12 protein-coding genes and 1 tRNA gene are annotated in these 14,745 nt (G+C 66.7%); 7 read left to right on the plus strand and 6 right to left on the minus strand.

What is annotated here, in order from left to right:
* The first annotated feature begins 9 nt into the window (after positions 1–9).
* The 4 genes from ACXYMR_RS05970 (at position 10) to serA (ending at position 6,027) form a co-directional block, all read left to right on the plus strand.
* Entirely contained in the window at positions 10–1,323 is a 1,314-nt protein-coding gene (locus ACXYMR_RS05970; protein WP_458941848.1) for an APC family permease, read from the plus strand.
* A gap of 998 nt (positions 1,324–2,321) precedes the next feature.
* A complete protein-coding gene (gene lepA / locus ACXYMR_RS05975; protein ID WP_458941849.1) occupies positions 2,322–4,130 on the plus strand; it encodes a translation elongation factor 4 in 1,809 nt (602 codons plus the stop codon).
* A 64-nt stretch (positions 4,131–4,194) separates the two neighbouring features.
* The gene (locus tag ACXYMR_RS05980) at positions 4,195–4,722 is read left to right on the plus strand and encodes a peroxiredoxin (RefSeq protein ID WP_458941850.1); all 528 of its coding nucleotides are present in this window, start codon (positions 4,195–4,197) and stop codon (positions 4,720–4,722) included.
* Positions 4,723–4,821: 99 nt separating this feature from the next.
* Entirely contained in the window at positions 4,822–6,027 is a 1,206-nt protein-coding gene (gene serA / locus ACXYMR_RS05985; RefSeq protein WP_458941851.1) for a phosphoglycerate dehydrogenase, read from the plus strand.
* Here serA and ACXYMR_RS05990 read toward each other — a convergent pair.
* From ACXYMR_RS05990 to msrA, 3 genes are read right to left on the minus strand one after another with little or no spacing between them, the layout of a single operon-like run.
* The gene (locus tag ACXYMR_RS05990; protein WP_458941852.1) at positions 6,024–6,698 is read right to left on the minus strand and encodes an HAD family hydrolase; all 675 of its coding nucleotides are present in this window, start codon (positions 6,696–6,698) and stop codon (positions 6,024–6,026) included. The genes serA and ACXYMR_RS05990 overlap by 4 nt on opposite strands.
* Entirely contained in the window at positions 6,695–7,258 is a 564-nt protein-coding gene (locus tag ACXYMR_RS05995) for a carboxymuconolactone decarboxylase family protein (RefSeq protein ID WP_458941853.1), read from the minus strand. Before ACXYMR_RS05995 ends, ACXYMR_RS05990 begins: the two co-directional genes overlap by 4 nt.
* Positions 7,259–7,316: 58 nt before the next feature.
* Positions 7,317–7,958, minus strand: a complete 642-nt coding sequence (msrA, locus tag ACXYMR_RS06000; RefSeq protein WP_458941854.1) for a peptide-methionine (S)-S-oxide reductase MsrA — start codon at positions 7,956–7,958, stop codon at positions 7,317–7,319.
* 165 nt (positions 7,959–8,123) lie between these two features.
* Here msrA and ACXYMR_RS06005 point away from each other — a divergent pair.
* A tRNA-Ser gene (locus ACXYMR_RS06005) sits at positions 8,124–8,213 on the plus strand.
* 170 nt (positions 8,214–8,383) lie between these two features.
* On the opposite strand, the gene ACXYMR_RS06010 is transcribed toward ACXYMR_RS06005, so the two are convergent.
* The 3 genes from ACXYMR_RS06010 to hemN form a co-directional block, all read right to left on the minus strand.
* Positions 8,384–10,696 (minus strand): adenosylcobalamin-dependent ribonucleoside-diphosphate reductase, encoded by a 2,313-nt coding sequence (locus ACXYMR_RS06010; RefSeq protein WP_458941855.1) that lies wholly within the window; start codon positions 10,694–10,696, stop codon positions 8,384–8,386.
* A 229-nt stretch (positions 10,697–10,925) separates the two neighbouring features.
* Positions 10,926–12,158, minus strand: a complete 1,233-nt coding sequence (locus ACXYMR_RS06015) for an NnrS family protein (protein ID WP_458941856.1) — start codon at positions 12,156–12,158, stop codon at positions 10,926–10,928.
* Positions 12,159–12,323: 165 nt separating this feature from the next.
* Positions 12,324–13,661 (minus strand): oxygen-independent coproporphyrinogen III oxidase, encoded by a 1,338-nt coding sequence (hemN, locus tag ACXYMR_RS06020; RefSeq protein WP_458941857.1) that lies wholly within the window; start codon positions 13,659–13,661, stop codon positions 12,324–12,326.
* A gap of 72 nt (positions 13,662–13,733) precedes the next feature.
* Here hemN and ACXYMR_RS06025 point away from each other — a divergent pair, with 72 nt between their 5' ends.
* Positions 13,734–14,435: a Crp/Fnr family transcriptional regulator gene (locus ACXYMR_RS06025; RefSeq protein WP_458941858.1), complete on the plus strand. Its 702-nt coding sequence runs from the start codon at positions 13,734–13,736 to the stop codon at positions 14,433–14,435.
* A gap of 74 nt (positions 14,436–14,509) precedes the next feature.
* Positions 14,510–14,719, plus strand: a complete 210-nt coding sequence (locus ACXYMR_RS06030) for a DUF1858 domain-containing protein (RefSeq protein WP_458941859.1) — start codon at positions 14,510–14,512, stop codon at positions 14,717–14,719.
* Positions 14,720–14,745 lie beyond the last annotated feature (26 nt).

Consider the following 14,745-nt stretch of genomic DNA (forward strand, 5'->3'; position numbering starts at 1 on the left):
GGGGACAGCATGAGCAAGACCGACGAGACCACGCCGACGCACAGCGCGATCGGCTTTTGGGGCTGCTGGTCGCTGACCGTCGGCGTGATGATCGGCTCGGGTATCTTCATGCTGCCCGCCATCCTCGCTCCCTACGGCCTGATGGGCTTTTCCGGCTGGCTGGTCACCGCCGGCGGATCTGTCCTCCTCGCCCTCGTGCTCGGCCGCCTGGCCCACCGCACCACCCGGACCGGCGGTCCCATCGCCTTCGCCCACGATGCCTTCGGCGACCTGGTCGGCTTTCTCGTGGCCTGGGGCATGTGGGCCTCCTACTGGGTCGCCATTCCCGCCGTCGCCATCGCCTTCGTCGGCTATCTCACCGTCTTCATCCCCGCCCTGGAGGCGTCGGTCATGGCCCAGGCCGGGTGCGGCCTGGCACTGATCTGGGGGCTTGGCCTGGTCTCCATCCACGGCGTGCGCGACGCCAGCTTCGTGCAGCTGGTGATGACCATTCTCAAGCTGATCCCGATCTTCATCATCATCGGCATCGGCCTGTTCACCGGCGACATCGCCAACCTGCCGGAGGTCAATCCGGGCGGCGCCAGCTGGCTCGGCGTGCTGGCCACCACGGCGCTGCTGACCATGTGGGCCTTTGCCGGCCTCGAGGCCGGGACCATCCCGGCCGGCGACGTCCGCGACGCCGCCCGCACCGTGCCGCGCGCCACCGTGATCGGCACCATCACCGTCGCCTTCGTCTATATCGCGGCGACCGCGGCGGTCATGCTGGTGGTGCCGGCCGCCGACCTCGCCGTGTCCACCTCGCCGTTTTCCGACGCCGCGCGCGTGCTCGGCGGCTGGGGGCCGGGCCTGGTCGCGGCCGGGGCCATGATCTCGACCGCCGGCGCCCTCAACGGCATCATCTTCCTGTCCGGGCAATTGCCCATGGCCGTGGCCCTCGACCGGCTGGCCCCACCCGTTTTCGGCCGCCGCAATGCCGGTGGTGCACCGCAGTTCTCGCTCGTTCTGTCGCTGGTCCTCGGCTCTCTCCTCCTGGTCGCCAATTATTCGCGCGGGCTGGTCGGCGCCTTCACCTTCCTCCTGATGATGTCGACCGTCTGCCTTCTGGTGCCGCTCCTCGTCAGCGCCCTGGCCGAACTGCGCCACTCCTGGCGCTCGGCCCGCGGCTGGGCCGCCATCGCCCTGCTCGCCGGCGCCTATTCGGTCTTCGCCATTCTCGGATCCGGCCTCGAAGTCCTGGCCTGGGGCCTCGTCCTCCTCGCCGCCGGCCTGCCCGCCTACTGGCTCGGCAAACCCAAACTCACCACCCTCGCGGCAGGCGAGTAACGCGCGCGCTTCCCCTCGCCTGCGAAGCGGGGAAGGTCCCGACCCCGGCCTTGCGCCGGGGGATGGGGGAGGGGGTGAGTCAGCGTCATACACGCCCCCCTTAGGCGGGCTGGCGCCGCCAGCTCCCCCGCACGCGGGGGAGCGGACACACCGGACGAGGTCCTTCCCCTTGATGGGGAAGGTGCCCCGCGCATGCGGGGCGGAAGGGGTGAATCCCGGTGCTGGACCTGTCGAACACCCGGCTCCCACCCCCTCCGTCTCGCCGCTGACGCGGCGATCCACCTCCCCCATCAAGGGGGAGGACCTGCACCGGGCCGAGCGCCGTCACCCCTCCTCCCCGGGGAGGAGGTGCCCCGAAGGGGCGGAGGCGGGGGGAGACACCGCTCTCTCCGGAGAGCCCCGCCACACGAAAACACTCTCCGGACAGACCTCGCTGCCCCCCTCTCCCTCGATCCCTCTCCCCAGGGAGAGGGAGGCTCACGCGGTCATAAAATTTTTTTCTCCGCACTCTCAGCGACTGTCCGTGGCGGTTTCCGCAATGAAATCAGAGGTTATCTCTTTTTTCCGCCGGTTTTCATCCCCACCCCCTCTGGCGCGTAGGAAAATACCCCCGGCTTCACGGCACGGGAGGCACAGGCCTGGTCATCTGTGGTCGTGGAGCGGGCGGAGCCCGTCCGGGTGCCGGTCTGACCGGCCGGAACGCTGGCGGGGCTACCGGGAAGTCGCGGCGACACTAATCATGGATCGCCCCTACCGACCGGTCTGGAATCCGGTGCCGCGAGGCCTGGCCCAAATCTCCGCGAACGGGGAGGCGTGATGGACCCTTTGTTTAGAAATTTCGGCAGGTTCGTCCCGCCGCCCCGTTCCCTCCCGTAGCGCCAGGCGATGGCCGCCATGGCGAGCTTCGGCGTGCGACCCGCAGGAGAGCGTGCATACATCATGCAGCAACAGCCGATCCCGCTTGGCCGAAACCCGTGTCGATGCTACGTGCCCGCACCATGAGCACAGATCCGTCCCGCATCCGCAATTTCTCCATCGTGGCCCATATCGACCACGGCAAATCCACCCTGGCCGACCGCCTGATCCAGGTCACCGGCGGGCTGACCCAGCGCGAGATGAAGGAGCAGGTCCTCGACAGCATGGACCTGGAGCGCGAGCGCGGCATCACCATCAAGGCCCAGACCGTGCGTCTCGACTACAAGGCGGCCGATGGCGAGACCTATGTGCTCAACCTGATCGACACGCCCGGTCACGTTGACTTCGCCTATGAGGTCAACCGCTCCCTGGCCGCCTGCGAGGGCTCGCTCCTCGTCGTCGACGCCTCGCAGGGCGTCGAGGCCCAGACCCTGGCCAATGTCTACCAGGCCATCGAGGTCAATCACGAGATCGTCCCGGTGCTCAACAAGGTCGATCTGCCGGCCGCCGAGCCGGACCGCGTGCGCGAGCAGATCGAGGACGTGATCGGCATCGACGCCTCCGAGGCGGTGGAGATTTCCGCCAAGACCGGCCTCGGTGTGCCGGATGTGCTGGAAGCCATCGTCAAGCGCCTGCCGCCGCCCGCCGCCGGGGATCCCGACGCCCCGCTCAAGGCGATGCTGGTGGACAGCTGGTATGACCCCTATCTCGGCGTGATCTGTTTGGTGCGGGTCATCGACGGCACGCTGAAGAAGGGCATGAAAGTGCGCCTGATGGGCACCGGCGCGGCCTATCCGGTCGACGGTGTCGGCGTGTTCCGGCCCAAGAAGGAAGCCATCGACAGTCTCGGCCCGGGCGAGATCGGCTATCTCAACGCCTCGATCAAGCAGGTGCGCGACGCCCGCGTCGGCGACACCGTGACCGATGACAAGCGCCCGGCCGACAAGGCCCTGACCGGCTACAAGCCGGCCCAGCCGGTGGTGTTCTGCGGCCTCTTCCCGGTCGACAGCGCCGAGTTCGAGGATCTGCGCGATGCCATCGAGAAGCTGGCCCTCAATGACGCCTCCTTCTCCTACGAGATGGAGACCTCGGCGGCGCTCGGCTTCGGCTTCCGCTGCGGCTTCCTCGGCCTGCTGCACCTGGAAGTGATCCGCGAGCGCCTCGAGCGCGAGTACAATATCGAGCTGATCACCACGGCACCGTCCGTGGTCTACCGCATCAAGATGACCGACGGCAGCGAGATCGACCTGCACAATCCGGCCGACATGCCCGACCCGGTCAAGATCGAGTCGATCGCCGAGCCGTGGATCAAGGCGACCATCCTGGTGCCCGACGAGTATCTCGGTGGCGTGCTCAAGCTGTGCCAGGATCGGCGCGGCATGCAGGTCGAACTGACCTATGCCGGCAATCGCGCCCTCGTCGTCTACGAGCTGCCGCTCAACGAGGTCGTGTTCGACTTCTACGACCGCCTCAAGTCGGTCACCAAGGGCTATGCCTCCTTCGACTACCAGTGGATCGAGGACCGCGAGGGCGACCTCGTGAAGATGTCGATCCTGGTCAATGACGAGCCGGTCGATGCCCTGTCCATGGTCGTCCACAAGGCGCGCGCCGACATGCGCGGCCGGTCCATGTGCGAGAAGCTCAAGGACCTGATCCCGCGGCACATGTTCAAGATCCCGATCCAGGCCGCGCTGGGCGGCCGCATCATCGCCCGCGAGACCCTGTCCGCCCTGCGCAAGGACGTGACCGCCAAGTGTTATGGCGGCGACGCCTCCCGGAAACGCAAGCTCCTGGACAAGCAGAAGGCCGGCAAGAAGAAGATGCGCCAGTTCGGCAAGGTGGAGATCCCGCAGGAAGCCTTCATCGCCGCCCTCAAGATGGATGACGACTAGGCCCTTGCCTGCGGCGGGTTTCGCCCCATCTTGAGGGCCAGAGCGTCACAGCCCAGGGGATGACATGCGCCAGTTCTTCGTTTCTCTCGCCGCCGCCGCGGCCCTGACTGCACCGGCGATCGCCGAATTGGAAGTCGGCGCCACCGCGCCCGACTTCACCGTGTCCGGCTTCCAGGCCGGCGAGCCGGTTGATTTCACCCTGTCCGAGGCGCTCGCCGCCGGGCCCGTGGTGATGTTCTTCTTCCCCGGCGCCTTCACTTCCGGCTGCGAGGCCCAGGCCGCCAGCTTCGCCGAAGCGATCGACAGCTTCGAGGCCGAGGGCGCCCAGGTTATCGGCGTGACCGCCGGCAATACCGACCGCTTGGCCGACTTCTCGACCCAGCACTGCGCCTCCGCCTTCCCGGTTTTCGCCGTGGCCGACGGCATGGCGGGTGATTACGACGTGCGCCTGCTGATGCGTCCCGGATGGACCAACCGGACCTCCTACGTGATTAACCAGGACAGCGAGATCGCGTTCGTGTGGTCGGAAATGAGCCCCTATGAGCACGTCGACCAGACGCTGGCTGCGGTCCGGGGCCTGAACGCGGAATAGGACGTCTGGCGCCATGCGACAGCGCTGATTGGCGCTGGACAGGGTGCGGCGGTTTGTGCTGCGGTGCACCATGAGCTGGTTTCAGGGGAGGCGCGCTGCATGACCGACACGATTGTCCTGTTCGAGAACATCCATGCCCTGGCGGACCCGATCCTGGACGCCGCGGGCCTGGACATCGAGCGTCACGCCGCAGCGCTCCCGGTCGCGGACCTGCACCGGGCCCTCGGCCCGGCCCGGCTTGCCGGCATCCGCTCGCGCACCCGGATGGACGCCGCTGCCTTCGACGCGGCGCCGGACCTGGCGGCGCTGGGCTGTTTCTGCATCGGCACCAACCAGGTCGATCTCGACCATGCCGCCGGGCGCGGCATTCCGGTGTTCAACGGTCCGTTCGGCAATACCCGCTCCGTCGCCGAGCTGACCCTCGCCTCGGTGATCATGCTGATGCGCGGCATCCCGATGCGCTCGATGGCGGCGATGCGCGGCGAGTGGCAGAAATCGGCCACCGGCAGCCATGAGGTGCGCGGCAAGAAGCTCGGCATTGTCGGTTACGGCAATATCGGTTCCCAGCTTTCCGTGCTGGCCAGTGGCCTCGGCATGCACGTCTATTTCTACGACACCGAACCCAAGCTGGCGCACGGCAATGCCCGCTCCTGCGGCTCCCTCGACGAATTGTTGGCCCTGTCGGACGCGGTGACCCTGCACGTGCCGTCGACCGAGCAGACGCGCGGCATGATCGATGCCGCCGCCCTCGGCCGCATGAAGCCGGGCGCCATCCTGATCAACCAGGCCCGCGGCGACCTCGTCGATGTCGACGCGCTGGCCGATGCGCTGCAGCGCGGCCACCTGTCGGGCGCCGCCGTCGACGTGTTCCCGAAGGAGCCCGCCTCGAAGGACGAGGCCTTCGTTTCGCCGCTGCAACAATGCGCCAATGTCATCCTGACCCCGCATATCGGCGGCTCGACCCTGGAGGCCCAGGCCGCCATCGGCGAGGACGTGGCCGGCAAGCTGGTGCGCTTCCTGTCGCAAGGCTCGACCAAGGGCGCGGTCAACGTGCCGGAGATCGATGCCGGCCCGGTGCGACCGGGCCGTCACCGCCTGATGAGCTTTCACGCCAATGCCCCCGGCTTCCTCGGCCGGCTCAACGAGGCGGTCAGCGCCAGCGGGGCCAATATCGCCGCCCAGCACCTCGAGACACGCGGCGAGCTCGGCTATGTCATTTCCGATCTCGAAGGCGCGCTGCCGGACGACTTCCTCCAGCGGGTCAGCAGCCTGGAAGGCTCGATCCGCGCCCGGCTCGCCAGCTAGACGCCGAGCGCCTTGGCCAGGGCCGCGGTGCTGCGCACATATTCGCAGCCGGCATATTCGCAGGCGGCGACCAGGATCTCGCGCTTGGCAATGGCGCCGAAGCCTATGAAACGGTCCACTGCGCCGTTCTCGAAGGCCTCGAAATCGGTCATGCCATCGCCGACCAGGATGCTTTCATCGCTGCCCGTCGCGACCGCGTCCATGATCTCGGCCTTGCCGCCATTGCGCGACAGCGGGTTGTCGGTGAGCAGGCCGGTCACCCGCCCGTCCGCCCAGGTGAAATCATTGGCGTGGACATCGCCGCGATCGAAGCCCAGTTCGGCCAGCGCCGGGTCGATGAGGTCATGGAAGCCGCCAGAGATCGCCATCAGCCGATCGCCACGCGCCCGCAGCTTGGCCAGCAGGGGCCGCATGCCCGGCGTCACCTGGTGCCTGAGCCGCTCCGCCTGGGCGGCCACCAGGTCGGTGTCCAGCGCCGCCAGGCGCAGACGCTGCTCCAGGCTGTCGCGCAGCGCCATGCGCCCTGACATCCCGGCCGAGGTGATCGCCTCGAGTTGTGTTCGCACCTGTGCCGCGTCCGGCCGGTTGCCCAGCGCCGCGGCAATCGCCCCGTCGAGGCTCTCCACCCGCAGCAGGGTGGAGTCGACGTCCAGTGCGATCAGCCGGCTCACGGGACCAGCCCCGCCTGCCGGCCCCATTCGACATAGGTGCCGTTGCGCCGGGCCTCGAGTTCCTCAGCGTCCGGAGCCTCGAACAGGGCCTTCGGCTCTATGCCGGCGCCATCAAGAATCCGGTTCATGAAAGCGTAGAGGGCGGTAATCTGGCTGGCCAGGTACAGGGCGTCCTCACTCCATCCGGCCGCCAGCACCGCCTCGGTGTCGGCGGCCGTGACCCGCGCCGGTGCCTCGGTGAGCTGGCGCACATAGGCCAGAAGCGGCACCAGGCGCGGCTCCACGCCGGCGGCTTGCGGGCCGTCACTGACCAGCGTCTCGACGAAGTCCGGCGCATGGCCAAAGGCCTCGGCCATGGTGCGGTGGGCGCCGTAGCAGAAGCGGCAGGCATTGAGACCGGAGACATAGGCCGCGATCAGTTCACGGTCGGCGATGGCCAGATCGCCCGGTGCCCGCAACAGGGCATCGTGCAGGTCGAGCAACGGGGCGACGCCGCGCGGAAAACGCCGCCACAGCGCTTCCAGGTGATCGCCCTCATCCAGGCTCGGATAATATGCCATTGTCCCTCGCGGCCTTGCTGTCACCTGGAGGGCCAAACACCGCGGCCGCGCAGGCCTGTCAGGCGTTCACCCCGATCCCAATCGGACAGACAACCCCGGTTCCGCCGATGCCGCAATAGCCGTCCGGATTCTTGGCCAGGTATTGCTGGTGATAGGGCTCGGCATAATAGAACGGACCCGCCGCAGCGATTTCCGTGGTGATCGCGCCGCGCCCGGCTTCGCTGAGGGCCTTCTGGAAGGCGGTCAGGCTGGCCTTGGCCGCCTCGGCCTGCTCGGCACTGGTGGTGTACACGACCGAGCGGTACTGGCTGCCGACATCATTGCCCTGGCGCAGGCCCTGGGTCGGGTCATGCCCTTCCCAGAACCGCTTCAGCAAATCCTCTACCGGCAGGGCCTGCGGGTCGTAGACCACCCGCACCACTTCGGCGTGGCCGGTGCGGCCGGAACACACTTCCTCATAGGACGGGTTGGGCGTGGTGCCACCGGCATAGCCAACCGCCGTGTGCCAGACGCCGTCGGTCTCCCAGAACAGGCGCTCGGCGCCCCAGAAACAGCCCATGCCGAAATGGATCTCCGCGAACCCGTCCGGCACCGCAATATCGATGTCGCGTCCGGTGACAAAGTGTTGGTCGGCGGTGGCGATGGGAGTGGACCGGCCGGGCAGGGCGTCGGGCAGGTCGGAAAAGCGAGTCGGCGTCATGCGAGAGGCTCCGCTATTGGGCATGGACTTCCTAGATAGGCGATCCACGGCGGAATGCCAGAGCGCGCTGGAGGCCCGCGACAGCAGGCCGCTGCAGCTGCCCGGCGCACTGCTGATAGAAGACTTGTCCAAGCCGTCCGGATGCGTATAGTCCGCGCCTCCTGCGGTGAGGTGGCCGAGTGGTCGAAGGCGCACGCCTGGAACGCGTGTAGGCGGGTAACCGTCTCGTGGGTTCGAATCCCACCCTCACCGCCACTTTTCCCTCCACCGGATGCCAGCGCCTGTCTCCCGCCGTCGACGCGGTGCCGCCAGGCCGGGCGGTTTTGTACGCTGGTCCGGGATCCTGATCGCCGACCTGCTGTCGACCCGCCGCAAGGCGGCCAGCCCGCGCGCGATGCGCTGACCGGCGAGCAGGCTATCGCCGCTCAACTGCACTTCGAATAGCCGCAGCTGGTGCAGGTATTGCAGCTTTCCATACGCACGATCGAAGGCTGGTGGCATTTCGGGCACATTGCTCCGCGAGGGGGCGCGGGCACCGGTTCCAGCTTCGCTGTCATGCCGGCGTCGCGCTGATCGTCCGCGAGGATGTCGACGGGAGCATCTCCGGACTTGAGGGTAGTCAGGTGCCGCTCGATGACGCGGCCGATCACCGCGAGGAGGCTGGGCGCGTAGCTGCCGCCGACGAAGGCGCCGCCCTGGGGATCGAAGACCGCCTTGAGTTCTTCGGCCACGAACATGACATTGCCGCCGCGGCGGAACACGGCCGAGATCATCCGCGTCAGGGCCAGCGTCCAGGCGTAATGCTCCATGTTCTTGGAATTGACGAAGATCTCGAACGGTCGCCGCCTGTGGACCCCGGCCCCCGCGTCCTCCGGTGTCTCCTCGATGATGTCGTTGATGGTGACGTAGATCGCGTGCTCGCTGTGCGGCCAGCGCAGTTTGTAGGTCTGGCCCGGCAAGGTCTCCGGCCGTGGTACGTGCTCATGCCCGACGGCCATTTCGGCCGGGTCGGCGGCGGCGGGGCTTGCGGCTTGCGCGCCGTCCTTCTTGGACAGGACCGACCCGGTGGTGTCGTTGGGGCGGTAGGTCGTGCACCCCTTGCAGCCCATGTCGTAGGCCATGCGGTAGACGTCCTTGAAGGCCTCGAAGGAGATGTCGCGAGACAGGTTGATCGTCTTGCTTATGGAGCTGTCCACCCATTTCTGGGCGGTCGCCTGCATGACCACGTGTTCGCGCGGTGAGAGACCGTCGGCCTCGACGAAACACTCCGGCAGCCCTGCCTCCTCGCCATGCAGGGAGCGAAACACGAGATAGGCATAGTCGTGGATCTCCTCCACGACATGCGAGCCGTCGGTCTGGAGGACCTTGCGGTCGAACGTATAGCCGAATACCGGCTCGACGCCGCCGCTGGTATTGTTGGCAAAGAGCGAGATCGTGCCGGTCGGCGCGATCGACGTCAGGTGGCTGTTGCGGATGCCGTGCTCGGCGATCAGCTCACGGACATCCTGGTCAAGGGCCTCGATCATCGGGGCGCGGAGGAAGTGACCGGCGTCGTAGAGCGGGAAGGCTCCTTTCTCCTTCGCCAGCAGGGCGCTGGTGCGATAGGCGGAATTGGTGAGCGCGGCGAGCCAGCGATCGGTCTCCTCGACCGCAGGCCCCGACCCGTAACGCAGGCCACACATGACGAGGGCATCAGCCAGACCCGTGATGCCCAGGCCCAGTCGGCGCTTGCTCAACGCCTCCTGCTTCTGCTTGTCGAGGGGGAAGTTGCTGGCATCGATGACATTGTCCATCATCCGGACCGCGGTCGCCACGCAGTCCCGCATCGCGTCCAGGTCGAGCCGCGCGCTGTCACTGAAAGGGTTCTGCACGAAACGGCTCAGATTGATGGAGCCCAGCAGGCAGGCGCCGTAGGGCGGCAGGGGCTGTTCACCGCAGGGATTGGTCGCCGCGATGGTCTCCAGCCAGGCCAGGTTGTTCGTCTCGTTGACCCGGTCGATGAAGATGACGCCCGGCTCGGCGTACTGGTAGGTCGCTTGCATGATCGCGTCCCACAGCTCGCGCGCCTGAATGGTGTCGTACACCTTGCCCGCGAAATGCAGCGGCCATTCGGCATCGGCGTCGATGGCCTTGATCAACGCGTCGCTGACCAGCACTGACAGGTTGAACATGCGCAGCCGGCTGCCATCCTTCTTGGCATCAATGAAGGACAGGATGTCCGGGTGGTCATCGCGCATCACTCCCATCATGGCGCCGCGCCGGGTTCCGGCACTCATGATGGTCCGGCACATGGCGTCCCAGACATCCATGAAGCTCAGGGGGCCGCTGGCATCGGCGGCGACGCCGGCGACAGGTGTTCCCTTCGGCCGAATGGTCGAGAAGTCGTACCCGATCCCGCCGCCCTGCTGCATGGTGAGGGCTGCTTCCTTGACCATGTCGAAAATGCCCTCGAGGCTGTCGGGAATGGTGCCCATGACGAAGCAGTTGAACAGGGTCACGTTGCGCCCGGTGCCGGCGCCCGACAGGATGCGCCCGGCGGGGAGAAAGCGGAAATCGTCCAGCGCGCGCCGGAATTCCTTCTTCCAGTAAGCCGTCTTCTTTGGTTCGACTTTTGCCAGGGTGTGGGCCACCCGGTCCCACGTGTCCTCCAGTGTTTCGTCGACCGGAGAGCCGTCCGGGTGCTTGAGGCGGTACTTCTTGTCCCAGATGTCGGATGAGAGTGGCTGAAGCTCGACCATGAATGTCCCCCATTTGGTCCGTTCGGTGAGGCGTCCGGACAGCCGTCAGAGGACAGGCGGACCGCGACGTGCGAATCAGGAGACCCAGCTTGACCGGTCGCCAGTGCACCGATTTGCACTGGAACAAGTCAGGGAGACGGGGGCGCCCGGGGCCGGCAGTGCCAAACCGGTCGAGGCGCCGGCGCGAGCCGGGCCGACCGGTCGGGCTTCACTGTCTCGCCCGGGATCATCAAGTTGATTGCCGGGCCCTGACCAGCATCGGGCCGTAGCGCAGGGCGAACAGGCCGAATGCGCCGCTCCACAGCACAGCCGCGACGCCGACGAGCGGGTACTGCCAGTCGCCGGCCAGCAGGGGTGAGAGCACACGGCCGATGGCCCCGGTAATGACGAGGCCGTAGATCAACCGTGTCCAGACGTCGGCGGTGCGTTCACGGCCGGTGTGGCCCAGACTGGCGCGGGTCATGACCGCCAGCGTCATCGTGCCCATCGCGCCCGCCGTCAGGGCATGCAGGGCGGCGGTGGCAGGCACAAGGCCGGGTGCGAGGGCGGCCAGCCCCATCAGGACAAGGCTGAGCGCTAGCCAGGCGTAGCCGGCATGCAGGATGAGGACGAGCGGTTCGGCTCCGGTTCTCCAGCCCTTCCAGCGGGCCAGCCGAATGATCTGCAGACCGCCAGCGGCAATCAGCAGCATGCCGGACGACCAGCTCTGCGGCGCCAGCACCCAGGCCAGCAGAGCGCTGCCTGCGCAAACCAGTGTGGCCGTGTCGAACCGGCCCATTGGGGCCGGGAGGGGCCCGCCCTGACCGCTCTGAACGAGCCAGTTGCGTGTGAAACTCGGCACGATACGGCCGCCGATCAGGGCTATCAGCAAAGTGATCACCGCGATGGCCCCGGTCTGGGCCGGCCGCCAGCCCACCCCCGTCGTCATGGCGAAATGGAAGCCGATATTGGCCAGGGCGAACAGGCCCGACAAGATGCAGACAGGCAGGTTGCGCAGGTTCCTGCCCGTGATCACCTCGCGCATCAGCACAGCGGCGAGAACGACCAGGAAGGCCGCGTCGATCACGGCAGCGGCCGGGCCCAGGGTCGTATAGGCCAGCATGGCCGCACGGCCGGCCAGCCAGAGACCGGACAATCCCATGAGCGGCATCCCGCGCACGGGCATGCGCCCCGTCCAGTTGGGCACGGCGGTCAGCAGGAAGCCGGCGATAACGGCACCGATGAATCCGAACAGCATTTCGTGGACATGCCAGTCGAGAGCCGGTGCGCCGCCGATCATCGCCCGGCCGGTCAGGTAACTCCACACCCATAAGGGTGTCGCCAATGCCCCCCAGATGGCGCCGAACAGGAAGAAGGGCCGGAAGCCGAAGCTGAACAGGGCCAAGCCGACATGACCGCGGCGGCTGCGGATCGGGTCTTCGGTTCCGACGCGGCGGTGGGGGGATGTGTCGAATGCGGGCACGGCGGTCCTCGTAACCTTGGAGTGGGGCACCGCGATCAACCGTGCCGGCGGCTTCGTCAGTGCCTTTTTCCCGACCGGGCTTGTCCGCCCGGGAGGGGATGGGTCTACCAAGCACGGTGTGCGGCACGCCGATTTGCGTCAGCGCAAACGCGGCGGCTCGCACTCTCAGACGGCGACGGCGTGGCGCGCCGTGGTGTCGGGGAGATAGGTGTCGAAGGCGGCCGCGATGGTGCGAACAAGGGGCCGGAACTCCGGCTTGATCGCCACCCGTGATCCGGTCCGGGACAGAATGCCGGCCCGCTCGAACTCGGACAGGTCCGGCAGGTCCAGATGATGTCCGGACCGGGCCGCAAGCGCCGGGGCATCAACGGCCAGATGGCACATCAACTGCTCGATGACATCGCGACGCACGCGGTCATCCTGCGTGAGGCGATAGCCACGCGCCGTGGGCAGACGGCCGGCCTGGACCCGTCTTTCCCAGTCGTGATTGTGAGGTGTGTTCTGGACGTAACCCTGCGGCATCCAGCTGATTGCCGACGTCCCCAGTCCGATGATCGCAGCGGCCGCGTCGGTCGTGTAGCCCTGGAAATTGCGATGCAGCGTGCCGCTTTCCAGGGCCAGGGCCAATGGATCATTGCGCAGGGCGAAATGATCGAGCCCGATCCGGACGTGCCCGCCCCGGGTGAGGACGTCGGCCATCGCATCGGCCTGGGCGAGGCGTTCCGCTGCGTCGGGCAACTCGCTGTTCCGGATCAACGTCTGGTGCGGCTTCATGTGCGGGACATGGGCGTATCCGAAGACGGATAAACGGTCTGGCGCGAAGTCCAGCGCTGTTTGCGCGCTCATGGCGCAATTCTCGACCGTCTGCAGTGGCAGGCCGTAGAGCAGATCGAAATTGATCCCGGCCACGCCTGCGGCCCGCAGCAGGTCGATGCAAATTGCCACACAATCGCGGTCCTGAACGCGGTTGACGGCACGCTGGACCGTCTCGTCAAAGGTCTGGACGCCCACACTGGCACGAGTGACGCCGGTGTCGGCAAAGGTCGCGGCCATGTCCGGTGAGAAGATGCGTGGGTCAACCTCGACCGCGATCTCGGCCGCCTCCAGCACCTCGAACCGGTGGCGCAACCGCTCCATCAACGCCGCGAAACTCTGCGTCGGCAGATAGGTCGGGCTGCCGCCGCCCCAGTGGACATGGCTGACCTTGAGCCGCCCGGATGTGAGGTTGGCGACCAGGTCGATTTCCTCGAGCATCACCTCGGCATAAGCCTCGAGCGGTTCGAGCCGGCGTGTCGCCTTGGTGTGGCAACCGCAATACCAGCACATGCTGCGGCAGAACGGGACATGCAGATAAAGCGAAACCGGCTCGGCCGGGTCCAGCTCGGCCAGCCAGCGGGTCTGGATCGTCGCATCGATGTCAGGCGTGAAATGGGGCGCCGTCGGGTAGCTGGTATAGCGCGGTACCCGGCTGTCGGCGTATTTCAGTATCGTTGCGGTTCTCATGCGCGCTGGATAGCCGTTTGGCGCCGGCTGCGATTTGCGGTAACGCAAACCGTCTTAACGCGATGGGACTGCATGATGGAGAAGAGTGCCAGGATTGCCGTCATCGAACGCGCCAAACTGTTTGCCGGACTGCCTCACGAGACCGTGGCGGCGGCTGCCGATGGCGCTCAGGTGCGCCAGGTCGACAAGGGCGATGTCGTGTTTCGCCAAGGCGATGAGGCCACGCATCACTACATTGTTGCCTGGGGCCGACTGCGCCTCGACCAGACCACGCCGGACGGCAAGAATATCGTGCTGCGTTTCATGGGGCCGGGTGATCTGGTCGGCTCGGTGGCGGTGTGGCGGAGAATTCCCTATCCGGCTACGCCCCTGGCTGTCACCGAAACCCGCCTCCTGGTCTGGAGCGAGGCGCGCATGCTGGAATTGATGCAGGCTCACGCGGCTCTCGCCATGAACGCCATCAACATGATTGGCGGGCGGATCGAGGAATTGCAGGAGCGCCTGCAACAGGTCGCCACTCAGCAGGTCGAACGCCGCATCGCCGCGGCCATTCTGAGGATCGCCAACCAGTCGGGTCGCAAGGTCGAGACCGGTGTGGAGATTCCCTTCTCTCTGTCGCGCCAGGACCTGGCGGAGATGACGGGAACGACGCTGCACACCGTCAGCCGCACCCTGTCTGGCTGGATCGATGAAGGCATCCTGGAGGGCCGGAGATCGAGCCGTCTCGTGATCTGTCAACCGCATCGCCTTGTGCAGGTTTCCGAGCAGGCGTGAGCCTGGTTTGCCGTGGGACAAGTCGTCTTGCGGCATGTCGGCCATATTGCAGCCGGGCTTGGAAGGAGATCGCCATGTCAGGGGGACTTGAAGCCATGATTGTCGGCGAACTGATGACCCGATGGCCGGACACGGTACCGGTCTTCATTCGCCATCGCATGGCCTGCCCGGGCTGTATCATGGCGCCGTTCATTACGGTACGCGAAGCGGCCCACGAATACGGGCTGGATACGGAAGCTTTCGTGGCCGAACTCGGTCGAGTGGTGGGCCGGGCTGTTCACTAGCTTGATGAGACAGCGGGCCCGGGCAA

Source organism: Maricaulis sp. CAU 1757, from assembly GCF_054482675.1.

What these genes read in the sequence shown, in the direction of transcription:
- ACXYMR_RS06010 (WP_458941855.1), bottom strand. Translation starts at nt 10,696, where the DNA reads ATGGTCGAGCTTCAGCCACTCTCATCCGACATCTGGGACAAGAAGTAC.
- ACXYMR_RS05995 (WP_458941853.1), bottom strand. Translation starts at nt 7,258, where the DNA reads ATGGCATATTATCCGAGCCTGGATGAGGGCGATCACCTGGAAGCGCTG.
- serA (WP_458941851.1), top strand. Translation starts at nt 4,822, where the DNA reads ATGACCGACACGATTGTCCTGTTCGAGAACATCCATGCCCTGGCGGAC.
- ACXYMR_RS06025 (WP_458941858.1), top strand. Translation starts at nt 13,734, where the DNA reads ATGATGGAGAAGAGTGCCAGGATTGCCGTCATCGAACGCGCCAAACTG.
- lepA (WP_458941849.1), top strand. Translation starts at nt 2,322, where the DNA reads ATGAGCACAGATCCGTCCCGCATCCGCAATTTCTCCATCGTGGCCCAT.
- msrA (WP_458941854.1), bottom strand. Translation starts at nt 7,958, where the DNA reads ATGACGCCGACTCGCTTTTCCGACCTGCCCGACGCCCTGCCCGGCCGG.
- ACXYMR_RS05980 (WP_458941850.1), top strand. Translation starts at nt 4,195, where the DNA reads ATGCGCCAGTTCTTCGTTTCTCTCGCCGCCGCCGCGGCCCTGACTGCA.
- ACXYMR_RS06030 (WP_458941859.1), top strand. Translation starts at nt 14,510, where the DNA reads ATGTCAGGGGGACTTGAAGCCATGATTGTCGGCGAACTGATGACCCGA.
- hemN (WP_458941857.1), bottom strand. Translation starts at nt 13,661, where the DNA reads ATGAGAACCGCAACGATACTGAAATACGCCGACAGCCGGGTACCGCGC.
- ACXYMR_RS05970 (WP_458941848.1), top strand. Translation starts at nt 10, where the DNA reads ATGAGCAAGACCGACGAGACCACGCCGACGCACAGCGCGATCGGCTTT.